The sequence below is a fragment of the Micromonospora sp. NBC_01655 genome, from assembly GCF_026339755.1.
In the GTDB taxonomy this organism is placed as follows: domain Bacteria; phylum Actinomycetota; class Actinomycetes; order Mycobacteriales; family Micromonosporaceae; genus Micromonospora.
Genome location: NZ_JAPEQF010000001.1, coordinates 4324101 through 4347445, shown reverse-complemented (window position 1 = coordinate 4347445; position 23345 = coordinate 4324101). Strand labels below are relative to the sequence as shown.

Here is a 23345-nt window from a genome sequence, read left to right as displayed (position 1 = left end):
TGAGGCCAGGATGAAGATTGCAGTGATCGGCAGCTACGGCGCCGGGCTCACCATGCGGGTGTCCCGGGTGCCGGTCGCCGGGGAGACCCTGTCCGGTGGACGGTTCGCGTCCGGGCACGGGGGCAAGGGCTCGAACCAGGCGGTGGCCGCCGCCCGGCTCGGCGCGCGGGTCAGCCTCCTGACCGCCGTCGGCCCGGACCAGTTCGGCGCCGCCGCGCGCCAGCTCTGGGCGCAGGAGGGCGTCGACGCCGCCGGCGTACGCACCGCCGACGCCGCGACGATGGTCGGCGTCATCCTCGTCGACGAGCACGGCGAGAACCGGATCGCCATCGCCCCCGGAGCCCTGGACGAGCTGACACCCGCCGACGTGGAGGGTTTCGCCGACCGCATCGCCGAGGCGGACCTGGTCGTGGTCTCGCTGGAGATTCCGCTGCCGGTGGCCGTCGCGGCGCTGCGCACCGCCCACGAACGCGGAGTCCGGACGCTGCTCAACCCCGCGCCGGCCGTCGCCCTGCCGGACGAGGCGTGGGGCTGGATCGACGTGGTCACGCCCAACGCCAGCGAGGCCCGGGTGCTGACCGGCCGCGACCCTGAGGACCCGGCCACCGGCGACGAGCTGGTGGACCTGATCCGGGCCCGCTACGCCGGGACGATCGTGCTCACCCTCGGCGCCGACGGCGCACTCGTCGACCACGACGGGCGGCGGGTCCACGTCGACCCGGTCCCCGTGCCCCACGTCGTCGACACCACCGGCGCGGGCGACGCCTTCACCGGAGCCCTCGCTGTCGCCCTGGCCCGCGGCGACGCCCTCACCGACGCGGTCCGCTTCGCCGCCGCGGCCGGCGCGCACGCCGTCGGCGTCGCCGAGGTGATCCCCGCCCTGCCCCGCCCGGACGACGTCGCGGCCCTGTTGAGGAGATGAGACCGATGGCCCAGATGACCACCGCCCCCGCGGCGCCCCCCGTACCCGAGCGTGCCGCCGCCCCCGCCGCCCGTTCCCCGCTGCACCGTTTCCTGCACGCCCGGGAGGCCAGCACCTTCCTCGCCCTGGTCGTGCTGTTCGCCCTCGGCACCCTGATCGCCCCGGGCTTCGTCGGCACCGACAACTTCCTCACCGTCGGCCAGCAGATCGCGCAGATCGGCATCATGGCCGTCGGCGTCACCTTCGTGATCATCAACGCCGAGATCGACCTGTCCGTCGGCTCGATCTACGGCCTCGGCGCCGTCGTCTGTGGACTGCTGATGAGCTCCGACGTCGCCTGGCCGCTGGCCGCCCTCGGCGGGATCGCCGCCGGCGCGGTCGCCGGCCTGCTCAACGGCCTGATGACGGTGGGCTTCGGCATCCCGTCGTTCATCGTCACCCTCGGCACGCTGAGCGTCTACCGGGGCGTGACGCTGCTGCTCAGCGGCGGCTCGCCGATCTCGCTGTCCGCCAAGGACCCCGGCGTGGCCGAGTTCAACCTGCTCGGCCAGGGCAAGCTGTTCGGCCTGGTACCGATGCAGCTCGTCCTCTTCGCGCTCGTCGCCGTCGTCGGCATGATCGTGCTGTCCCGTTCCCGGTACGGCTTCAACACCTACGCCGTCGGCGGCAGCGCCGAGGCCGCCCGGCTGTGCGGGATCAACACCGGCCGGGTGAAGGTCGCCGCGTTCACCCTCTCCGGCACGCTCGCCGGCCTGGCCGGCGTGCTGGGCCTGTCCTTCCTCTCCTACGTGCAGGGCGTCACCGGCACCGGGATGGAGCTGACCGCCATCTCCGCCGTGATCATCGGCGGTGCGGCCCTGTTCGGCGGCTCCGGCACCATGCTCGGCACCGTCATCGGCGTCGCCTTCATCGGCGTGCTGCAGAACATCCTCAACCTGCGCGGCATCTCCTCGTTCTGGCAGACCGTGGCGACCGGCGCGGTGATCATCCTCGCCGTGGCCGCCGACACCTGGCTGCGCAGACGCTCCGGGCGTCGGTGACCTCCCCCGTCCCCCGCCCGCCACACCCCGTCCCCCCACACCGCAAGGAGCCCCCCGCAATGACGCTCTCCCTCCGGCGACGGATCGCCGTCGCCGCGACCCTCGGCCTCGCGTTGGTGACCAACGCCGCCTGCGGCGCGGTCACCCCGGCCAGCACCGCCGCCGCCGACGGCAGCGGGTTCACGCTCGCCGGCTACATCAAGGACGCGGTCGAGAAGGGCCAACCCCTCAAGATCAAGCTCAGCTACCACGACCCGTCGCTGGCCTTCGCCGTCCCGATCCGGCAGGGCATGGAGCGCGGCGCCAAGGAGTTCGGCGTCGACGCCCAGATGATCGGGCCGTCCGGTGGCAATCCCGCCGACCAGGTCGCCGAGCTGCAGACCCTGATCAACCAGAAGCAGATCCACGGTCTGGCCGTCTCCTCGGCCAGCAACGACGCCCTCAAGCCGGTCATCGCCCAGGCGTACGACGCCGGCATCCCGATCATCTCGTTCAACACCAACAACCCCGAGTCCAAGCAGATGGGCTTCGTCGGCCAGGACCTCGTCGCCTCCGGTAAGTCCCTCGCCAAGGAGCTGATCGGCGTCCTCAAGGGCAGGACGGGCAAGGTCGTGGTGGCCTCGGTCGACTCCGGCGCCGGCTGGTCCAACGACCGCTTCTCCGGATTCCAGGAGGGTGTCAAGGACGCCGGCCTGCAGATCGTCGGCCCGGTGAACACCGGCAACGAGCCCAGCGCCGCCTACAACACCATCGAGTCGACGATGGCCGCGCAGAAGGACGCCGTCGCCCTCGTCTCGCTCGACTGCTGCAGCTTCACCGCCGGAGCCAAGTGGCTCCAGCAGTCCGGCAACGCCGGAAAGATCCACTCGGTCGGCTTCGACATCCAGCCGCAGACCGTCGAGTACCTCAAGTCCGGCGTCGTCGACCTGACCATCAGCCAGGCTCCGGCCGAGCAGGGCTACCAGGCGGTCAAGCTGCTCGCCGACTACCTGAAGAACGGCACCGAGATCTCCAGCGTCGACACGGGCGTCCTCGTCGTCACCCGCGCCAACGTCGGCGACGTGCCGGTGGAGGGCTGAGCCGATGACCAGCCCGGCCACGATCGCCGCCCCGACGACGGCCGCCGTCGAGGTGACGGGTCTGTCGAGGCACTTCGGAGCCGTACGGGCCCTACAGGACGTGACCCTGAGCGTGCCCGCCGGCAGCCTCACCGCCGTGATGGGGGAGAACGGCGCCGGCAAGTCGACCCTCATGAAGATCCTGGCCGGGCTGGACACACCCACGGCCGGCGCGGTCCGGGTGGCCGGGGAACAGGTCCGCCGGTTCGACCCGGCCACCCTGCTCAGCCGGCACCGGGTCGCCCTGGTCCCGCAGGAACTCGCCCTGGCCCAGGACCGCACGGTCGCCGAGAACATCATGCTCGGCGCCGAACCCGGGTCCCGCCCGTTCCCCGACCGCCGCCGCGTCGACGAGCGCGCCGCGGAGCTGCTCGACCGGCTCGGCCTGCGGGTCGACCCGCGCGGCGCCGTCCGGCACCTCGACGCCGCCTCGCAGCAGCTCGTGGTCATCGCCCGGTCCCTGGCCCGGCAGGCGCGGCTGGTCATCCTGGACGAGCCGACGTCGATCCTGTCGCCGGCGGAGTCGGAGCGGCTGTTCGGGGTGATCCGGTCGTTGCAGGCCGACGGCGTGACCCTGCTCTACGTCTCGCACCGGATGCCCGAGGTCTTCGCCCTGTCCCAGCACATCCACGTGCTGCGCGACGGCCGGCACGTCGGGCACTGGCCGACCGCCGAGGTCAGCCCCGACCAGGTGGTCGCGGCGATGGTCGGCCGGGAACTCGCCGCCGAGTTCGCCCGGCACGACACGCCCGCGCCCGCCCCGACGGCCACCCCCCGGCTGCGGCTGCGGGGCGTCCGCGGCACCGGGTTCACCGGCGTCGATCTCGACGTCGCGCCCGGCGAGGTGCTCGGCGTGGCCGGCCTGCCCGACAGCGGCCGGATCGAGCTGCTGCGCGGCATCTTCGGCGCCGACCCGATCAGTGGCGGTGAGCTGTCGCTCGACGGCGAGACGTTCACCGCCCGATCACCGCGCGACGCGATCCGCGCCCGCGTTGCGTACCTGCCCGGAGAGCGGCGGCAGCAGGGGATCCTGCCGACGATGAGCGTCGCCGACAACGTCAACATCCTGACGCTGGGCCGCCGGCAGCCCTTCGGCCTGCTGCGGCGGGGCGCGCTGCGGCGCGACGCCGACACCCGTGCCCGCGACCTGCGGGTGAAGACCTCGACCACCGCCCAGGGCATCACCCAGCTCTCCGGCGGCAACCAGCAGAAGGCGCTGCTCGCCCGCTGGTTGTCCATCGAGCCCCGGCTGATGCTGCTCGACGAGCCCACCCGCGGCGTCGACGTCGGCGCCAAGGCGGAGATCTACCGGCTGTTCCGCAGCCTCACCGAGGCCGGCGTCGGGATCGTCGTCTCCTCCTCGGACCTGCCCGAACTGCTGACCGTCAGCGACCGGATCGCCGTCCTGGCCGCCGGCCGGCTCGTCGGCGTCATCGACGCGGCCGAGGCCACCGAGGAGAAGGTCATGGCCCTGGCCACCGGCGCACACACCATGAAGGAGAAGGCATGAAACGCAGCGGCCTGCTCAACGCCGAGCTGTCCGGGACGCTCGCCACCCTCGGTCACACCGACCTGCTGCTCGTGGTCGACGCCGGGTTCCCCATCCCGCGCGGCGCGCACCGCGTCGACCTGGCCATCGCCGAGGACCTGCCCCCGCTGACCACCGTGCTCGACCTCGTCGCCGACGAGATCATCGTCGAGGGCGTCGTGGTCGCCGAGGACGTGACCACCCACAACCGGCCGCTCGCCGACTGGCTGGGGCAGCGCTTCCCGGGCGTGCCGCTGACCACCCGCCAGCACGCCGAGATGCTCGGCGAGCTGGCCCACCAGGCCAAGGCGATCGTCCGGACCGGCGCGTTCAACCCCTGGGGCAACGTCGGGCTGGTCTGCGGCGTCGACGTGCCGCGCTGGTTCGACGAGCCCGGAGTCATCGTGCCCGACTACTACCGGGACCGGATGTAGTGGCGACACCCGCCACGTCGTACCGACATTGGAGAAGAACGTGAGCACTGCCATCCTGACCGACACCGAGATCACCTCCGCGGCGTTGGCGCCCTACATCCAACACACCCTGATCGACGTCGGCGTCACCCGCGACCAGATCGTCGCCCACGCCGAGGAGACCCTCCGGTACGGCTTCAACGCCGCCATGGTGCCCGGCTCCTGGGTCGCCGAGGTCGCCGAGGTACTGCGCGGCACCGACGCCGAGGTCGCCTCCGCGCTGGACTTCCCCACCGTGGGCGTGACCACCAGCGCCGGAAAGGCCGCCGAGGCCGAGAGCCTGGTCCGGGCCGGCGCCACGCAGATCGACATCGGCGTGCAGATCGGCTGGCTCAAGAGCGGCCGGTACGACGCGTTCCGCGCCGACATCGCCGGCGTGGTCGCCTCCGGCGTACCGGTCAAGGTGATGCTCGAACTGCCGCTGCTCACCCCGGCCGAGCGCGAGGCCGCCGTCGAGCTGTCCATCGAGGCCGGCGCCGCGTTCCTCAAGAACGCCAGCAGCGGCGCGGTCGAGGTGGCCAACCCCGACAGCGTCGCCTGGCTGGTGGCCCGCGCGCCGCAGGGCGTGCAGGTCAAGGCCTCCGGCGGGATCAAGTCCTTCGACCAGGCCGTGTCCCTGCTGCGCGCGGGGGCGGTGCTGCTGGGCACCAGCGCCGGGGTGGCTATCGTCACCGACGAAGTCAACGAGCACACCACGAGCTACTGACCGTCCGTCGCCCCTCGACACCGCACCGGTGGTCCGTACCACCACCGGGGTCGAGGGGCGACGGGCCGCCACGGGAAGGCGTCATGTCCGACCAGTCAAGCCCCGCCGGGGCGAGTGAGCAGCTCGACCGCGCCGCGCCCGCGCCGCTGCACGCGCAGGTGTCCGAGCAGATCAGGGCCCGGATCCTGTCCGGCGAATGGCCGCCGCACTACCGGCTGCGCAGCGAGCCGGAGCTGGCCGTCGACCTGGGCATCTCCCGGGGCACCCTGCGCCGGGCGCTGGCCACGCTGATCCGCGACGGCCTGCTCGTGCAGGTCCGCGGGCGCGGCACCTTCGTCACCTCCACCGCCATCGAGCCGTCCATCGCCCAGAAGCTCACCACGCTGTCGGAGGACTTCGCCCGGCAGGGCGTCACCGTCACCACCCAGGTGCTCTCCCACGAGGTGATGGCCGCCCCGTCGCCCGTGGCGGCCCTGCTCGACCTGCGCCCCGGCCAGTCGGTGCTCCGCCTGGAACGGCTCCGGTCGAGCACCGCCGGGCCGGTGGCCTGGCTGGTCAACTACGTACGCATCGACCTGGCCCCCGGCCTCGACCGGGACGACCTGGCCGACCGGTCGCTGTTCGGCCTGCTGGAGAACGACTACGGGCTGAAGATCAGCACCGGCCGGCGCACGTTCACCGCGACCGCCGCCTCCGGGCGGGTCGCCGAGGCCCTCGGGGTGCCCGAGGCATTCCCGCTGCTGTACCTGGAACAGATCACCTACCTCGACGACGGCCGGCCGATCGAATACTCCGACGTGTGGATCCACAGCGAGCGGATGCGGGTCACCTCCCTGCTCAGCCGGCGCTGAGCTGGGCCTGTTCCGGTCGTCGCGCCGGGGGACCGGCGCCGGGCGGGCGCACCCGGGACAACAGGGCCGGCGCCGTGGCCCCGGTCGACCGGGCCGGGTCGGTCGGCCCGCGCAGGCGCGGCGGCCGGCCCCGCTCCGCCCCGGCGCCACCCCACGCCGGTTCGGCGGCCGTCCTGTCCTCGGCGGCCAGCACGAGCGTGCCGCGGGCCGCCGCCCGCTCCGCGGCGGCGCGCAGGGCCAGCGGGCGAGCCGCGCAGCGCCGGACGAGGTCGTACACGGCCTCGGGCTCCGCGTCGACCCGGTCGCCCAGCAGTCCGCGCAACAGTTCGACGGCCGCCTCGGTGCTCAGCGGCCCCAGCTCCAGCCGCCGCGCGCCGTGCCGGACCACCAGCTCGGCCAGGTTCTCCCGGCTGGTCACCAGGACCAGGCAGCCCGGTGACCCGGGCAGCAGGGGACGGACCTGTTCGACCGAGGACGCGTTGTCGAGCAGCACCAGCGTCCGGCGGCCGGACATCCGGGTCCGGTAGCAGGCGGCCAGCGCGGCGGCGGTGCCGGGCAGTTCGGTGCTGGCGACGCCGAGGGCGTTGAGGAAGGCGGCGAGCACCTCCGTCGGCGACGGCGGCTGACCCGAGCCGTCGCCTCGCAGGTCCACGTAGAGCTGGCCGTCGGGGAAACACCCGGCCACCCGGTGCGCCCAGTGCACGGCCAGCGCCGTCTTGCCGATCCCGGCCGCCCCGGTGAGCAGCACGGTCATCATCGCCGCCCGGTTCGCCGCCTCGGCCAGCAGCGCGTCCAGGGCGCCGCGGAGCAGGCCGCGCCCGGTGAACGGCAGAACGTCCGGGGGTAGTTCCCGGGGCACGGGGACGTGCGCCGCCGGTGCCCACGCCCGGTCCTGCGGCGCCGGGTCCACCGGCCCGACGTCGTCGCGGGCCTGGCAGCGGTGGGCCCGGCACCACAGGCCGGTGAACTCGTCGACGTCGCCGCCGAGCGCCCGGACGATCTCGCGCACCACCTCCCAGCGGGCGAGGCGCGGGCGGACGAAGGCGGCGTGGATGGACGTGGGGTTGATTCCCGTGGGCCACCGCCCGGTGCGGGTCAGCCGCTGCAACCGGCGCACGCTCGGTTGCCCGGCCGCGACGTGCAGGTCGTGCAGCCGCTCGTAGAAATCGGCCAGGGGACCCGTTGGCACGAACGGACGGGTGAGCCGACCCATCGGCGTTCTCCCCACGTATTCGACGCTGGTTCGGAAGTGGATACCAATTTCTATCACCGCCAGCGTCGACGCTATTGCCCTGAGTCATGACGCCGACACACTGTCAGCGACACAATTAACGCCTCGATCCGCTTCCGTTCATGCTTCCCGGCTGGCCATGCTGTCGCCAGCGCTTCCACAAGCGCCAATTCCACCACCGGGAGGGAAACGAATGCACTATCCGGACATCCGGCGCGCGACCCGGGTCGCCGCGACCGTGGCGCTCGCTGCGGGAATGGCCCTGGTCGGCGCCGGCACCGCGCAGGCGGCCCCGGCGCCCGCCGCCACCGCCGGGGCGTCGGTCAGCACTGCGCCGGCGACCACCTCCACCACCGCCCACAGTGGCCTGACGGCCGCCGAGCAGGCCAGCAACTACTGGACCGCCGAGCGGATGCGCACCGCGATCTCGGCGGACACGCTGGTCAAGAAGGCCCCCGCCAGCTCCGGTGAGAGCCTGCGCCCGACCGGCGCGGCCCAGTCCACGCCGCCCGCCGCGCCGAGCGTCAAGGCCGCGACCAGTCGCGTCCCCGCCGCTGGCGGTTCCATGGCCGCCAACGTCGCCGCCTCCGCCACGGTCGGCAAGGTCTTCTTCTACAACCCGGCCGACGGGAAGAACTACGTCTGCTCGGCGGGCACCGTGAACAGCGGCTCCAAGCTGCTCGTCATGAGCGCCGGGCACTGCGTGCACGGCGGCCGCGGCGGCCAGTGGATGCAGAACTGGGTATTCGTCCCGCTGTACAACTACGGTGCCGAACCGTACGGCCGCTGGTCGGCCAAGTATCTGACGACGTTCAATGCGTGGATCAACGACAGCAACCTCGATCGTGACGTCTCCTACATCACAGTGTGGCCGAACGGCTCTGGCCAGCGGCCCGTCGATGTGCTCGGCGGAAACGGGCTCTCGGTCAATTACAGCTACGACCAGGCCGTGACCATTCTCGCCTACCCGGCGGCGCCCCCGTACGACGGCGGCTGGCAGCAGTACTGCCAGGGCACGACCTACCGGCCCGGCATCTGGCCGTTCCAGGAGAACAAGATCGCCCTCGGCTGCGGCTTCACCGGTGGCTCCAGCGGATCGGTCTGGCTGCGGCTGTACAACGACGCGTACGGCTACGTCAACGGCATCATGAGCACGTTGGACGGCAACGGGGTGAACCGGAGCTCGTACTTCGACACCGCGGTGATGGACGCCTTCAACTCGGTGGCGAACCGCACCTGAGTCACCCGACAGGGTGAACCGCCGACCCCGACCGTGATCCGTGGAATCCGGTCGGGGCCCGCGCGCGTCCCACCGGGGTGGTGCTCCAGCCGCCCGGCCGGCGACCGGGGCGGTCGAAGCGCCGGAGCCGGCGGAGAGGAGCGGAAGATGAGGAACGGCTGGGTGGTGGCCGTGGGGGCGGCGGTCGCGCTCGTGCTGGTCGCCGTCGTGGTGGCCGGGGTGGTGACGGCCCGCCGGTCCGGGCCGGCGGGGCAGCCCTCGGTTCTCACGCCCACCGGCGACGTCGGAACGGTCAGCACGCGCCTGCCGGCCCCGGACGACTCCTACTGGGACCCGGACCGGATGCGCAGCGCCCTGCCGGCGCCGATGCCGACCGACTGAGACCGTTCGCGCCCCCACGGCTGCCGGGCTACCCGATCCGGTACTGGTCGCCGTAGACGGCGAAGACCAGCGGCGTGTTCAGGTCGAAGTTGCCGTTGTTGAGGAACACCCGCTGGGCGGTGTCGACCCGGGACGTGTCGGAGTGGGCCTCCTCCTTCTTCATCTCGGCGACCCGCTCGTCGAGGAAGGCGTTGAGCCAGGTCCGCTCGTCGCCGCCCTGGGCCGGCGGCTTCGCCCGGGCTAGGGCGCGGCTGCGGATCGCCCGCATGCCCTCGTAGCCGTGCATCACCGCCGCGTCGTAGTAGGCGAACTGGCCGAGCGCCCGCACCCCGTCGGCCTTGCCGTCGCGCACCGACGGGTTGAAGTACACCCGGTCCCGCTCGGACTCCTGGGCGGCCTGGAACACACCGTCGACGGCGGCCGTCCGCCAGTCGCGGGGGTAGTTCGGGTCGAGGCCCGCGTGCGAGTCGGTGCCATTGACGCTGCGCAGGGCCGGGAGGTACGGGGCCAGCACGTTGCCCGGCTTGCTGGCCGTGTACGCCTCGACCAGCTCCAGCATGTCGCCGGTGCCGGAGCAGAAGCCGATGATGCCGGCGGTGTAGCCCCGCCCGTCGCCGATGTCCTCGATGTAGGAGAACTGGGCCCGCCAGTTCAGCGACGAGTTCTCCGCGGCGGACACGATCTGCATGGCCACGTCCTTCTTCGCCGGGTTGTCGAGGTTCACCCCGGCAGGGGCGGACGGGCTGGGGGTGGTGCCCCCGCCGGGCAGCGTCCACCGCTGGTTCGCGCTGCCGGCGCAGGTCCAGATCTGCAACCGGGTGCCGTCGGCCGTGCTCCGGTCCGTGACGTCCAGGCACTTGCCCGAGCCGGCGTTGACGAGGGCGCCGTCGGCCGCGCTCCACCGCTGGGCGCCGGTGCCGTTGCAGTCGTACAGCTGGATCTTGGCGCCGTCGGCGGTCGACGCCGCGGTGACGTCGAGGCACTTGCCGAGCGCGCGGATCGAGCCGTCGGCGTTGCCGACGGTCCAGACCTGGGCGGCGGTGTTGTTGCAGGTGTAGAGCTGGACGGCGGTGCCGTTGGCGGAGCTGGCGGCGGCGACGTCGACGCACTTGCCGCCCAGGCCGGTGATCGGCCCGGCGGTCGCGGCGCTGGCCGACGGCAGGCCGTAGCCGACCGCCGCGGTGGGGATCAACAGGGCCACGGCGAGGTAGGCGGCTGTCCTCTTGGCGGGCATGGCACTCCTAGGGTGGGGGACGGGCGGTGCCGGCGGCGCGTGTCGGGTCAGCCCCGCTCGGCCCCGATGATCCGGGGGTGCGGTCGTCGGCGGCCTGGGCCACGGTCAGGGCAGGAATGCGTGACCGCGGCGTCGGCCGGGCCTCCTTCGGGTGGTTGTCGAGAGCCCGCGACAATTAGGCAACTCTATTAACAGATAGCAGTACGTCTATCTCGTGTCAATCGGCGCGCCCGTGCTGCCACTGCGGACAGCCGCCGCGGTGGGTGGGCGCGGGCGGGCCGACGGCGTCACGCCGGGCGGTAGTGGCCGGTGAGCCGACCGAGCTTCATGGCCAGGTGCAGGCACAGCCGTTCGTTGCCGTCCTTGAGGTCGGTCCCGGCGAGCTGCTCCACCCGTTGCAGCCGGTAGTAGAGGGTGGTCCGGTGCAGCCGGAGCTTCTCGGCGGTCGCGTGCGCGTTGCCCGCCAGGTCGAGGTACGCCTCCAGGGTCTCCAGCAGCACCTGGTGGGCGTCGTCGCGCAGTAGCCGCTCAAGCCCGGGATGGACGCCCGCGACGTCGAGGTGCTGGCTGTCCAGTTGGGACAGCACCCGGTAGATGCCCAGGCCGGCCCAGCAGACCACCCGGCCCAGCGCGGGCAGTTGCGTGCCGACCCGGGCCGCCTGCGCGGCCTCCTGGTAGGACTCGACCGCGCTGGACAGCCCGGCGCGGGGCTGGCCGATCCCGGTCACGGTCCGGTCCACCGAGGCCAGGCCCCGGGTCGCGGTGCCCAGCGCCTCGTCCAGGTGGCCGGCGGACGCCTCCGGCGAGGGGCGGCCGGCGACCCGGTCGCCGCAGACCAGCAGCACCCCGTGGTCGTGCCAGACCAGGTGCAGCGTCTCCCGTACCCCGATCCACCGGCGGGTGGTGACCAGGGCCTGTTCCAGGGCGATCCGGGCCACCTCGTCGGGCTGCCGTCCGCCGGCCGGCACGAGTTGGGCGACGAGCGCGACGGTCGACCCGTCGGCGGCCACCACGCCCTCCTCCAGCAGCGCCCGCGCCGCGTGCTCGCGCGCCTGCCGGCTCTCCACCAGCAGGGTACGGGTGGCCTCGGTCTCCCGCTGCGAGGCCAGCTCACCGAGCAGGTTCTCCCGGTACAGGGCCAGCGACAGGTCGGTGAAGGCGCCGGTCGCGGTGGCGATGTCGGCGTCGGTCATCGAACCGTCCGCGTCGATGAACCAGACGAACCCGAGCAGCAGGTCGTCGTGCCGGATCGGCACGCAGACCCTCGCCAGCAGGTCCAGCTCGGCGCACGCGGGGGTGCGGACCGGCGCGCGTGCCGTGAGCACGCCCATGCCCCGGAACCAGGCGATCACCTCCGGCGTCGTCTGCCGGCGCAGGATCGACATCCGGCGGACGTCGTCCATCGGGCCGTCGTGCTCGCTGTAGGCGACCACCCGCTGCCGCCGGTCCTCGATGAGGGCGGGTCGCCCCACCCGGGCGGCGACGGCGTCGACGATTCGCTGGAGCTCACCGTGCATGTATCTCCCCTGGTTGCGCCGCGTGACAGGGGTCGCGCGACCGCCAGTCCTTACCCTCCGGTGCCGGTGGGTCATCGCGCAAGGTCCACTGTCGAAGTCGCGACAAAAGGACGGGCGGCAACGCGACTGTTCCGGCATCTGTCCGAAGACCGGTGGCGACGGACGTTCCTAAGGTTCCGGTACGGACCGCACCAGCGCCGCCGCGCACAGTGCGGGTGGATTGACGGGCGGTGCCGGCGCGGAGAGGGGATACCCGAGTGGGAGCTGGTAGGCCCTGGCGGGGCGTGCTGGTCGCCATCACCACGCCGTTGCGCGCCGACCTGTCGGTCGACTTCGACCAGCTCCAGGAACATGTCCGCTGGCTCGCCGCCGAGGGGTGCCACGGGGTCGCGCCGTGTGCATCGGTGGGGGAGTACCGGGCCCTCTCCGACGACGAGCGGGCCGCCGTGGTGCGGGCGACGGTGCAGGCCGCGCCGTCCGGCTGCGCGGTGGTGCCCGGCGTCGGCGGCTACGGCAGCCGGCAGGCCCGCCGCTGGGCGGAGCAGGCCGCCGAGGCCGGCGCCCACGGCGTGCTCGCGCCGCCACCCGACGGGCCCGCCGCCCGCGCCGCCGACGTGGTCGCCCACTACCGGGAGGTGGCGGCGGTCGGCCTGCCGGTGGTCGCCCACAACGAACCGTACGACTCCCGGCTGGACCTCACGCCGGACCTGCTGGCGACCGTCGCCGAGATCGACGGGATCGTCGCGGTCAAGGAGGTCACCGGCGACGTCCGCAGGCTGCACCGCCTGCGGGACCTCTGCCCGCACGTCGACGTGCTGGTCGGCGCCGACGACGTGGTGCTCGAACTGGTGCTGTGCGGCGCCACGGGATGGGTCGCCACCCTGCCCAACGCGCTGCCCCGCCAGGCCGTGCGGCTGTACGAGCTGTGCGTCGCCCGCGACCTGGGCCGGGCGCTGCCGCTCTACGCCGAGCTGCACCCGATCCTCGGCTGGGCCTCCCGGCCCGAGTCCGTGCAGGCCGTCAAGCTCGCCATGGAGTGCGCCGGGCGGTTCGGCGGCCGGTGCCGCCCACCGCGCGGACCCCTGTCCGGGCCCGCCGCCGACCGGGTGCGCCGGGACGTGCTTCGGGCCCTCGCGGCGACCGCCGAACCGGCTTCCGGGGCCCCCGCTGGCTGATCCGCCGGTGGGCGCCGGTCCTTCAGGTGTCGGAAGTCGCCGGCCCACCTGCCGACATCTGCACGGTGACCGGCACCGGCCCGCCCTCCTAGATTCGCTGCGCGGCCTGCTGACAGGTGTTCCGCGATACCCCCACCGGGACGTCGGCACCGCGTTCCTCCGACGAGAGGTGGTTCCGTGCACCGTGCTACCCCCAACCGAACCCGACTGAGGCGTTCCCTGCTGGCCGCAGCCGTGGTGACCACGCTCGTGGCGACCGGGGCGGCGCAGGCCGCCGCGGCCCCGGCCAACCCGGCCGGCGGCACCGCGCCGTTCCAGGTCCTCGATCCGCAGGCCTGGCAGAACCCGGACACGATGACCTGGAACGACTACAAGGCCGTGCCCGGCAGGAACTGGGCCGACCCGAGCGTGTCGGGCTCGGTCCGCAACTTCAAGATCGCCCTGGTGGCGCTCGACTATCCCGACCAGACGTTCGCGGTCTCCCAGCGGGCCCGCTCGACGGTCTTCGGCAACCCCCAGTCCGTCGCGACCAACATCCCCCGGGCGGACGTGCCGAAGTTCTACCAGGACTTCCTGAACACCCCGAACACCCTCAACAAGGGCCACACCCTGCACGAGTACTGGATGCAGGACTCCAACGGCCGTTACGGCGTCGACCTCGCCGGGTTCGGGCCGTACCAGATGCCGGCGAAGTCCCACCAGTACGGGCTGGACAACAGCTTCAACCCCGGCGCCTGCCCGAGCGGGGACGTGTGCGGCAAGAACATCCGCACCGACGGCCTGGGCGCCTGGCGGGCGGCCGTCGGCGATGAGGTCGCCAACCAGTACGAGCTGGTGTTCATCCTCAGCGCCGGCCAGGACGAGTCGTCGACCTGGCAGGAGTTCGGGCAGATGATTTTCCAGAACAAGGAGGACGTGCCGGACGCCTGGGGCCCGCCGGACCCCAACCTGCCGAACTGGGCGAAGACCCGCTACGTGGACTGGACCTCGTGGAAGGCGGCGGCGACATTGTGGCCGAACGCCGGCGGCGGCTCCTCGACGCAGGGGGAGAGTTCCGGCATGGGCGTCTACGCCCACGAGCTGACCCACTTGCTGGGCATCGGCGACAACTACAACAACCCGTACGGCGAGCCGCTGCGCAGGGCGTACACCGGGATCTGGAGCATGATGTCGCGCGGGTCGTTCAACGGCCCGGGCGGTCCGCACACCCGCTGGCAGATCCCGCCGACCAACGGCGGCTCGATGGGCTCGCTGCACACGGTGCGGGACAAGCTCAAGATCGGCCTGCTCGGCGAGGAGCACGTGCTGCGGCTGTCGCGGGAGTCGCTGGCCTCCTCGGGCCTGGTGGTCGCGCAGGTCACCGCCCGGGCGGTCGACGCCGGCCCGAAGGGTCTGACCGGCGTGAACATCGCGCTGAACAAGGACCTGTCGCCGACGTGCGGCGTCAGCACCGACCCGCTGTGCGACGGTGGCAACTTCAACAACTACACCGTCGAGGTCGTCGACCGGATGGGCGCGGACTCCTTCACCCCGGACAGCGGCGTGCTGCTGAGCAAGACGAAGAACGCCGACAGCGCGCCGTTCCAGTGGGTGGTGGACGCCAACCCGCAGGACATCGACATGATCGACTTCTACCGGCCCGACGGCACCCCGCAGAAGATCACCATGGGTGACTACCGGCAGCTCTCCGACGCGCTGTTCCACGCCGGCGCGGACACCGGCAGCCAGTACGAGTACATCGACGAGGCCAACCGGCTGCACTTCTACATCGTCGACCTCAAGCGGGACTCGGCCGGCTCGCTGTCCTACACCGTGGCGGTGCGCTCGCTGGACGGCACCGGCGGGCCGAGCAGCCGCGGCGTGATGCTGGGCAAGGGCGAGGTGACCAGCGGCGGCAAGCCGACCAACCGCGGGGTGACCTGCTCGTTCGAGCTGACCAACACCGGTTCGTACTCGGCCGGCGGGCAGCAGCACCCGGAGAACGTCAGCGCGTACCTGAAGTCGGACGTCTACCGCCTGTCGGCGGAGGTGGCCGGCCAGGGCTGGCGGACCTGGCTGCCCAACCAGCTCGCCACCGCGCAGTTCGGCAAGTCCACCACGGTCAAGGTGTCGGTGGGTGCCACCGCCGCCGCCGCGGACACCGGTTTCGTGAAGCTCACCGCGACCTCGGAGAGCGACCCGACGAAGACGGTGACCAGGCAGTGCCGGGTCGAGAAGTCCTGACCGGCGCCCGAGGTTGACCCCGTTCCTGCCGGGTCCGCGGCGGCTGGCCGCCGCGGACCCGGCAGGCGGGCGAGAGGAGGAGGACGACGTGCGGCGAAGCACCATGACGCTGCTGCCCCTGCTGCTGGCCGGCGCGACCGGCTGCGGCGCCGTCGGCGCCGCCCAGGAGGCGGTCTCCCCGACGACCGTCCGGGTCCTGGTCCGCGACATCAACATCCGGGCCGCGGGCGTGGACTGCGCCGGCACCGGTCCGTACCTGCACTTCCACAATCGGGCGCCGTTCCGCGTGCTCGACCCGGACGGCGCGGCGCTGGCCAGCGGGCGGCTGCCGGCGGGCACCGCGGTGGCCGCCTTCGCCGAGGACCTCGGGGTCGAGCGGGTGCCCACCTACTGCGAGTTCGCCGTCCCCGTGCGGGTGCCGCAGCGGGCCTCCTACCGGCTGGAGGTGGACGGCCGGCCGGCGCTCGACCTGACGCCGGACAGCAGCGAGGGCCCGGCGCTGGTGGCGGTGGTCCCGGCATGAGGCGGGCGCTCCTGCCGCTGCTGCTGGCGGCGGCGCTGCTGGGCGGGTGCGGCACGCCCCCGCCCGAGCCCCCGCCGGCGCCCGCCGGCGGGGCGGCGACGCTGCCCGGGCCGGTCCCCGCCGACCTGGCGTTGCGCCCGGCGCCCGGCTCCGCCCCGGCCGCTCCGGCGTTCACCGGCGCGCTGACCGACGGCACCCCGCTCGCCGCCGCCGAGCTGTGGGCACAGCGTCCGGTCGTGCTCGTCTTCTTCAGCTCCTGGTGCACCACCTGCGCCAGCCGCCAGGCCGCCCTCAGTGACCTCGCCCGCAGCTATCGGGACCGGGTGGTCTTCGTCGGCGTGGCCGGCGCGGACCAGGCCGACGAGGTCCAGGACTACCTGCGCGCCCACCGGGTGGAGTATCCGGTCGTCCTGGACGACCAGCAGACGATCTGGCGCTCGTACGCGGTGCGGGAGCCGCCGGCCGTCGTGCTGGTGGCCAAGGGCGGCGCGCTGCTGCGCGGCTGGCCGGGCGGCCTGGACGCCCCGGCACTCGACCAGCGGCTGCGGGAACTGGTGCTGGCCGGCCAGCCGTAGTCCCGTCGCAGGCACCTCGGTGCGGCGCCGACCCGGCACCGGTCGGCGTCGCACCGAGGCTTCCCTGTGCCCGGGGCACGGCTGCCCGCACGTCCGAATCTGCCCCCGGGCCCGTGGTCGCCGGGACGGGTGGCCTGCTCAGGGCACCCGTTCGGACGTTCCCCCCACCCGTTGGACAACTTTTGTTCGTACGAACGAAAGTTTCTCCGTTGGAGACCTATCTTTCCCTGTCGGTCAGCGTTAGTGTCCGATTCACGGACGTAACACGGCTGACATTCCCCCTTGACCGGCCAGTTATCGGCGGGCTGTGCGTATCGGCGGCGCAGGCCCCTCACCCTCCCAACAGGATTCGTTCGTCACCGTGGCCCCCCGGGCCGCCCTTGAAAGGTGGAAGATCGTGAACGAGGCATATCGCCGTACGGCTACCGATCCGCAGCAGCGCTCCCAGCTCACCCGTCGCCGGCTGCTCGCCGCCTCGGCCGGGGCCGCCGCCGCCCTCGGCGCGGCCGGCCTGCCCGTGCTCCAGACCGGCACCCCGGTCCGCGCGGACGGCAAGTGGCGGGTCGACCCGCTGATCCCGGAGCGCAACCGGGGCATCATCCTCTACAGCGTCCGGGACCGGATCTCGGCGGCCCCCGACGACAGCGGCGTGCCCTACGGCTTCGAGCGGGTGCTCGCCAGCCTGGCCGCGATGGGCTACAAGGAGATCGAGTTCGCCGGCTACAACCAGCACACCTCGATCCTGGGCGGCCGGCAGATCACCCCGACCGAGATCCGGAAGATCCTCGACGACAACGGCCTCGTGGCCAACGGGACCCACACGTCGATCAACGCGGCGACCTTCCAGCAGCAGCTCGACATCGCCGAGGAACTCGGCATGAAGAACATCGGCACCGGCAGCGACCCGACCAACAGCTCCTACCAGTCCGACTGGGACGCCGCGGCGGACACCTGGAACGAGCTCGGCCGGCAGGCCAAGGAACGCGGCATGCGGCTGTACACCCACAACCACGACGCGGCCTACTCGTTCCTGCTGGACAGCGGCCCGCTGGACGCCAACAACAAGCCGACCCGCTCCTCCGGTATCCGCCGGCTCGAGTACTTCTTCGCCAAGACCGACCCGAAGTACGTCTTCTTCGAGCTGGACATCTACTGGGCCTACGTGGCCCGCTACAAGCACACCAAGTACGTCAACTCGGCCGGCCGGGAGAAGACCGCCCTGTTCGACCCGATCCTGAACGTGGCCCGGCGCACCAAGCGGTTCCCGCTCTTCCACGCCAAGGACGGCAACCGCAACACCACGGTGCCCAACGGGTACGAGATGGTGCCGCTCGGCGAGGGAGACATCAACTTCCAGCAGTTCTTCCAGACCATCGGCGAGTCCGACTTCCACCACGCCAACTGGGAGCAGGACAGCGCCCCCGGCGGCGCCGCCGCCCCGGGCCAGTCGCTCGACTTCGCCCGGCTCAGCTACCAGAACATGTCCGAGCTGACCATCTACCGCAACGACTGACGGCACCGGGGCCGGCCCCCGGGCGGGCGCGGTCGCGTCCCGGTACGCGACCGCGCACCCGCCCCGCGCCGCGGGCGGCGCCGGACCACCCGCGTACGCGCACCCGCCGCCGCGGACACCGGCGGTGCCGGCCGGCCGCCATCCGTACCACGACCGGCCCGCACGGGCCGCAGAACCCGCAGGCGGGCCGCCGGCCCCCGCGGGCATCCTCCCCGCAATCCCGTACCCCGGGCGCCGCCGTCACGCCAGCGCCCGGGTGATCGGTCGTCGCAGCGTGCGGCCGACCAGCCGGACGGGCGGTCGGTCGACCCGGGACAGCGGCGTCCCGGCCCCCGCCCGTCGCAGCACCCACCACCACCCTGGCGGATGCGGCATCCCGCCAGGGGGCAGCGCACCTTCCGAGCCCCCCACGGAGGAATCACATGGCAAGACCGTTACACCGATGGCTCGCCCTGGCAGCGGGGCTGGGCCTCGTCCTGCCCCTCACGGCGGTGGCCCCGGCCGCGGCCCACGAGGGGCACGAGCACAACAGCGTCCTGGTGTTCACCAAGACCGCCGGCGAGCGGCGGGCGTCCATCGACAAGGGCGTCAACGCGATCCGGACCCTGGGCAAGGCCAACGACATCACGGTCGACGTCACCGCGAACTCGACCGCCTTCTCCGACGACAACCTCGCCAGCTACGGCGCCGTCATCTTCCTCAACACCACCGGTGACGTGCTCAACAGCGGCCAGGAAGCGGCCTTCGAGCGCTACATCCGCAGCGGTGGCGGGTACGTCGGCGTGCACGCCGCGGCCGAGACCGAGCCGGACTGGACGTTCTACCGCGACGTGGTCGGGACCAAGGTGTCGGGTGCGTCGTCGGTCGGCGCCGCCACCATCGACGTGGCCGACCGGGCCCACCCGGCGAGCAAGCCGCTGGCGCGCCAGTTCAGCCTCGACGAGGAGTGGTACAACTTCACCACCAACGTCCGGGGCAACGCGCACGTGCTGGCCACCGTCGACGAGAAGTCCTTCACCGGCGGCAGCATGGGCTACGACCACCCGATCTCCTGGTGCAAGGAGTACCAGGGCGGCCGGTCGTTCTACACCGGGCTCGGCCACTCGGAGAGCTCGTACGGCAACGGGGCGTTCCGCAAGCACCTGCTCGGCGCCATCCAGTGGGCGGCCGGCCTGGTGCAGGGCGACTGCGGCGCGACGATCAACGCCAACTACGAGAAGGTCATCCTCAACGACGAGCCTGGCGAGCCGATGACGCTGTCGGTGCTGCCCGACGGGCGGGTGCTGCACAACACCCGCAGCGGCGAGATCCGGCTGTACGACCCGGAGACCGGCGCCAGCCCGGTGATCACCACCATCCCGGTGTACCAGCACGACGAGGACGGCCTGCAGTCCGTCACCGTGGGCCCGGACTTCGCCACCGACAAGTGGGTCTACGTCTACTACGCGCCCAAACTGAACACCCCCACCACGGACGCCCCGGTGACCAGCACCGACCCCAGCGTGTGGGACACCTACAAGGGCTACAACCAGCTCTCCCGGTTCAAGTTCGTCGAGGAGCCGACCCCGCACCTGGACCTGGCCAGCGAGCAGCAGATCCTGCGGGTCGACGTGGACCGCGGCGTCTGCTGCCACGTCGCCGGTGAGGTCAAGTTCGACGGCAAGGGGCTGCTCTACCTGGTCACCGGCGACGACACCAACGCCGGTGGCTCGGACGGCTTCAGCCCGATCAACGAGTCGCCGACCCAAGGCCCCGGCTACGACGCCCAGCGCTCCGCCGGCAACACCAACGACCTGCGGGGCAAGGTGCTGCGGATCAAGGTGAAGGCCGACGGGTCGTACAGCATCCCGGCCGGCAACCTCTTCCCCGAGTCGGCGGACCGCGACGACAAGACCCGCCCGGAGATCTTCCTGATGGGCCTGCGCAACCCGTTCCGCTTCGACGTGGACTCCCGCGGCATGGTCTACCTCGGCGACTACTCGCCGGACTCGCGTACCCCGAGCCCGACCCGCGGCCCGGAGGGCACCGGCCGCTGGCTCGCCACCAACAAGGCCGGCAACTTCGGCTGGCCGTACTGCTACTCGCCGACCCTGCCCTACATCGACTACGACTTCGTCACCAAGCAGTCGAAGGGCGCGTTCAACTGCGCGGCGCCGGTCAACGACTCGCCCCGCAACACGGGCCAGCGGGTCCTTCCGCCGGTGCAGCAGCCCCAGTTCTGGTACACCTTCGACGGCCGCACCACCTGCGCCGAGGGCTACCTGTCCACCCCGCCCGGCACCTGCGACTTCAAGTGGCCGGTGGTCGGCACCGGCGGCGTCGGCCCGATGGGCGGACCGATCTACGACTACGACGCGGAGCTGGCGTCCGACGGCAAGTTCCCGGAGTACTACGACGACGCGGTCGTGTTCGGCGAGTTCAGCCGGGACAAGATCTTCATGATGCGCACCAACGGCAGCGGTGGCCTGCTCGGGGTGGAGCAGTTCCTGCCGGGCTTCGTCTTCGACAACCCGATGGACATGGAGTTCGGCCCGGACGGCAGCCTCTACCTGCTGGAGTACGGCGACGGCTTCTTCCGCGCCAACCCCGACGCCGCGCTGTCGGTGATCCGCTACGTCAAGGGCAAGCGGGCGCCGGTGGCGAAGCTGGAGGTCGGGCCCACCTCGGGCCAGGCGCCGCTGACCGTGCAGTTCTCCAGCGCGGGCTCGTACGACGCCGACCCGGGTGAGTCCATCGCCATCGCCTGGGACTTCGACGGCGACGGCACGACCGACTCGACCGCCCCGGACGCGTCGTACACGTACACCAGCAACGGGGTGTACACCGCCAAGCTGACCGTCACCGACTCCAGCGGCAAGACGGCGGTGCTCACCCGCGAGATCACGGTGGGCAACACCGCGCCCACGGTGAAGGTCACCGCGCCGCTGGCCGGGACGTTCTTCAACTGGGGCGACACCGTGCCCTGGACGGTCACCGTGACCGACCCCGAGGACGGGCCGATCGACTGTAGCCGGGTGACGGTGTCCTTCGTCCTCGGCCACGACAGCCACGGGCACGGCATGAGCGACGCCAACGGCTGCTCCGGCTCGTTCGAGAGCCCGGCAGACGGCGCCGACCACGCCGGTGGCTACCTGTACGGCGCGATCAGCGCCACCTACACCGACCTCGGCGCCAACGGCCAGCCGGCTCTGTCCGGCCTGGACCAGGTGGTCCTGCAGACCCGGCGGCAGCAGGCCGAGTTCGCCCAGGTGCAGCAGGGCGTGTCGGTGGCCACCACCAACGACGCCGGCGGCGGCTCGCACGTGGCCGGCATCGACGCCGGTGACCACATCGCGTTCGACCCGGTCAACCTCGGCGGGGTCGGCTCGGTGACGTTCCGCTACGCCGGTGGCTCGACGGCCACCGCGGGCACGCCGCGCGGCGTGGTCGAGTTGCGGCTCGACTCGCCGACCGGAGCGCTGGTGACCAGCGCGACGTTGAACGCGACCACCGGCACCAGCGTCTGGGCCAGCCAGACCGTCCCGGTCAGCCAGGCGGCCGGGTCGCACAAGCTCTACCTGGTCTTCAAGCCCGTCGCCGGCGGGCCGACGACCGGTCTGTTCAACCTCAACTGGGTGGAGTTCGGCGGCTCGACCGCCTGACCAGGCCCTCAGTCGCCGGGGGGACGGACACGTTCCGTCCTCCCGGCGACGCACCGGGTACGGGGTGGCCGGACGTGCTGCTCGGGTTGGCTGTCCGGCCCCTGTCCGACGGTCCGCCGATGATCTAGCGTCCCGTGCGTCTGGTGCCTGTTCGCCACCTCGGGCGCAGCGAACCTAGGGGGGACAGTGCCATTTCGTGAGGACGCCGTAGAGGCGACCGACCACTCCCGCCCCGACCGGTCGGAGTCGGGCACGACCCGGCCGCCGGGGTGGCGCCCCCTGCGGGTGGCGATGATCGGGCAGAAGGGCGTGCCCGCCACCTACGGGGGGATCGAGCGGCACGTGGAGGAGATGGCCAGCCGGCTCGCCGCGTTCGGCCACGAGGTGACCGTCTACTGTCGGGACAGCTATGGCGACGTGTCCGTCGAGCAGCACCGGGGCATCCGGCTGCGCCGGGCCCGCACCGTCGCCAGCAAGCACCTCGACGCGATCGTGCACTCGACCACCTCGACCCTGGCGGCCCTGGCCGAACGGCCCGACATCGTGCACTACCACGGGCTCGGCCCGATCCTGACCGCCCCGCTGGCCCGCTACGCCTCCCGGTCGAAGGTGGTGCTCACCGTGCACGGCCTGGACAACCAGCGGGACAAGTGGGGCCGGGCGGCGCGCGCCGTGCTCGGCGCCGCGTACCGGCTCAGCGGGTACGTCCCGGACGCCAGGGTGACCGTGTCGCGCGGCCTGTCGACGCACTACGCGACCAGGTTCGGGCGGCCCGCCCGGTACATCCCCAACGGGGTGGCCGCCCCACGGCACCTGCCGCCCCGGCAGCTCGACAGCCTCGGCCTGCGCCCCGGGGGGTACCTGCTGCTGGTCGGCCGGCTCGTGCCGGAGAAGGCCGCGGACCTGCTCGTCCGGGCGTTCCGGCGGCTGCCCACCGACCTGCGGCTGGTCGTCGTCGGCGGCTCCGCCTTCACCGACGAGTTCGTCGCCCGGCTCCGCCGCGAGGCCGGCGACGACCCGCGCATCGTGTTCACCGGCTTCGTCTACGGCGAGCAGCTCGCCGAGCTGTACTCGCACGCGGCGGCCTTCGTCCAGCCCTCCCGGCTGGAGGGGCTGCCGCTGACGCTGCTGGAGGCCGCCTCGTACGGGCTGCCGGTGGTGGCCAGCGACATCGAACCGCACGTCGAAGTGCTGGAACGCGACGCCCCCGGCCGACGGTTGTTCCGCGACGGCGACGGCGACGACCTGTTACGGGCGTTGGCCACCGTGACCGCCGACGTGCCGGCGGAGCGGGCCGGCGCCGCGCTGCTGCGCGACCGGGTGCTCGCCGAGTACAACTGGGACGCGGCGGCCCGCGACCTGGAGCGGCTGTACTTCGAGCTGGCCGTCCGGTCGCCCCGCCTGCGCCGCCACCCCGGCCCCCGCCGGGGCTGACGGGCCCGACTGTCGTAGGT

At 72.5% G+C, this 23345-nt stretch carries 19 protein-coding genes; 16 read left to right on the top strand and 3 right to left on the bottom strand.

Annotation, left to right across the window (positions count from 1 at the left end; genetic code table 11):
* Nucleotides 1-10: 10 nt before the first annotated feature.
* The 7 genes from OOK41_RS19975 to OOK41_RS19945 all read left to right on the top strand — a co-directional run bounded on the left by OOK41_RS19975 (nt 11) and on the right by OOK41_RS19945 (nt 6638).
* A complete protein-coding gene (locus OOK41_RS19975; RefSeq protein ID WP_117667181.1) occupies nt 11-922 on the top strand; it encodes a ribokinase in 912 nt (303 codons plus the stop codon).
* A gap of 5 nt (nt 923-927) precedes the next feature.
* Nucleotides 928-1962 (top strand): ABC transporter permease, encoded by a 1035-nt coding sequence (locus OOK41_RS19970; protein ID WP_207892653.1) that lies wholly within the window; start codon nt 928-930, stop codon nt 1960-1962.
* Between the two features lie 59 nt (nt 1963-2021).
* Complete coding sequence (locus OOK41_RS19965; RefSeq protein ID WP_266266275.1) at nt 2022-3041, top strand: substrate-binding domain-containing protein; 1020 nt, start codon at nt 2022-2024, stop codon at nt 3039-3041.
* 4 nt (nt 3042-3045) lie between these two features.
* Nucleotides 3046-4590 carry a sugar ABC transporter ATP-binding protein gene (locus OOK41_RS19960; protein WP_266266274.1) on the top strand — a complete coding sequence of 515 codons (1545 nt, stop codon included), beginning with the start codon at nt 3046-3048 and terminating at the stop codon, nt 4588-4590.
* Complete coding sequence (gene rbsD, locus OOK41_RS19955) at nt 4587-5042, top strand: D-ribose pyranase (protein ID WP_117667175.1); 456 nt, start codon at nt 4587-4589, stop codon at nt 5040-5042. The genes OOK41_RS19960 and rbsD overlap by 4 nt, the downstream gene beginning before the upstream one ends.
* 40 nt (nt 5043-5082) lie before the next feature.
* Nucleotides 5083-5787, top strand: coding sequence for a deoxyribose-phosphate aldolase (gene deoC, locus OOK41_RS19950; RefSeq protein WP_243639309.1), 705 nt, complete (start codon nt 5083-5085; stop codon nt 5785-5787).
* 83 nt (nt 5788-5870) lie between these two features.
* Nucleotides 5871-6638, top strand: coding sequence for a GntR family transcriptional regulator (locus OOK41_RS19945; RefSeq protein WP_117667173.1), 768 nt, complete (start codon nt 5871-5873; stop codon nt 6636-6638).
* Here the strand turns inward: OOK41_RS19945 and OOK41_RS19940 are convergent.
* Nucleotides 6625-7827, bottom strand: coding sequence for an NB-ARC domain-containing protein (locus OOK41_RS19940; RefSeq protein WP_266266272.1), 1203 nt, complete (start codon nt 7825-7827; stop codon nt 6625-6627). The genes OOK41_RS19945 and OOK41_RS19940 overlap by 14 nt on opposite strands.
* Before the next feature lie 235 nt (nt 7828-8062).
* Between OOK41_RS19940 and OOK41_RS19935 the strand changes: the two genes are divergently transcribed.
* Nucleotides 8063-9109: a serine protease gene (locus tag OOK41_RS19935; RefSeq protein WP_266266271.1), complete on the top strand. Its 1047-nt coding sequence runs from the start codon at nt 8063-8065 to the stop codon at nt 9107-9109.
* 147 nt (nt 9110-9256) lie between these two features.
* Nucleotides 9257-9490 carry a hypothetical protein gene (locus OOK41_RS19930; RefSeq protein ID WP_266266270.1) on the top strand — a complete coding sequence of 78 codons (234 nt, stop codon included), beginning with the start codon at nt 9257-9259 and terminating at the stop codon, nt 9488-9490.
* Between the two features lie 28 nt (nt 9491-9518).
* On the opposite strand, the gene OOK41_RS31940 is transcribed toward OOK41_RS19930, so the two are convergent.
* Nucleotides 9519-10724: a chitosanase gene (locus OOK41_RS31940; protein WP_323136189.1), complete on the bottom strand. Its 1206-nt coding sequence runs from the start codon at nt 10722-10724 to the stop codon at nt 9519-9521.
* 287 nt (nt 10725-11011) lie between these two features.
* Nucleotides 11012-12241: a CdaR family transcriptional regulator gene (locus tag OOK41_RS19915; protein ID WP_266266269.1), complete on the bottom strand. Its 1230-nt coding sequence runs from the start codon at nt 12239-12241 to the stop codon at nt 11012-11014.
* 257 nt (nt 12242-12498) lie between these two features.
* On the opposite strand from OOK41_RS19915, the gene OOK41_RS19910 reads away from it, so the two are divergent.
* The 7 genes from OOK41_RS19910 to OOK41_RS19880 all read left to right on the top strand — a co-directional run bounded on the left by OOK41_RS19910 (nt 12499) and on the right by OOK41_RS19880 (nt 23325).
* Nucleotides 12499-13416: a dihydrodipicolinate synthase family protein gene (locus OOK41_RS19910; protein ID WP_117667161.1), complete on the top strand. Its 918-nt coding sequence runs from the start codon at nt 12499-12501 to the stop codon at nt 13414-13416.
* Between the two features lie 177 nt (nt 13417-13593).
* Nucleotides 13594-15639, top strand: a complete 2046-nt coding sequence (locus OOK41_RS19905) for a M6 family metalloprotease domain-containing protein (protein ID WP_266266268.1) — start codon at nt 13594-13596, stop codon at nt 15637-15639.
* Nucleotides 15640-15727: 88 nt separating this feature from the next.
* A complete protein-coding gene (locus tag OOK41_RS19900; protein ID WP_266266267.1) occupies nt 15728-16162 on the top strand; it encodes a hypothetical protein in 435 nt (144 codons plus the stop codon).
* A complete protein-coding gene (locus OOK41_RS19895; protein ID WP_266266266.1) occupies nt 16159-16737 on the top strand; it encodes a TlpA disulfide reductase family protein in 579 nt (192 codons plus the stop codon). Before OOK41_RS19900 ends, OOK41_RS19895 begins: the two co-directional genes overlap by 4 nt.
* Before the next feature lie 397 nt (nt 16738-17134).
* Entirely contained in the window at nt 17135-18250 is a 1116-nt protein-coding gene (locus OOK41_RS19890) for a sugar phosphate isomerase/epimerase (RefSeq protein ID WP_117667155.1), read from the top strand.
* A 422-nt stretch (nt 18251-18672) separates the two neighbouring features.
* Nucleotides 18673-21891 (top strand): ThuA domain-containing protein, encoded by a 3219-nt coding sequence (locus OOK41_RS19885; RefSeq protein WP_266266265.1) that lies wholly within the window; start codon nt 18673-18675, stop codon nt 21889-21891.
* 186 nt (nt 21892-22077) lie between these two features.
* Complete coding sequence (locus OOK41_RS19880) at nt 22078-23325, top strand: glycosyltransferase family 4 protein (protein WP_128763538.1); 1248 nt, start codon at nt 22078-22080, stop codon at nt 23323-23325.
* The last annotated feature ends 20 nt before the right edge of the window (nt 23326-23345 follow it).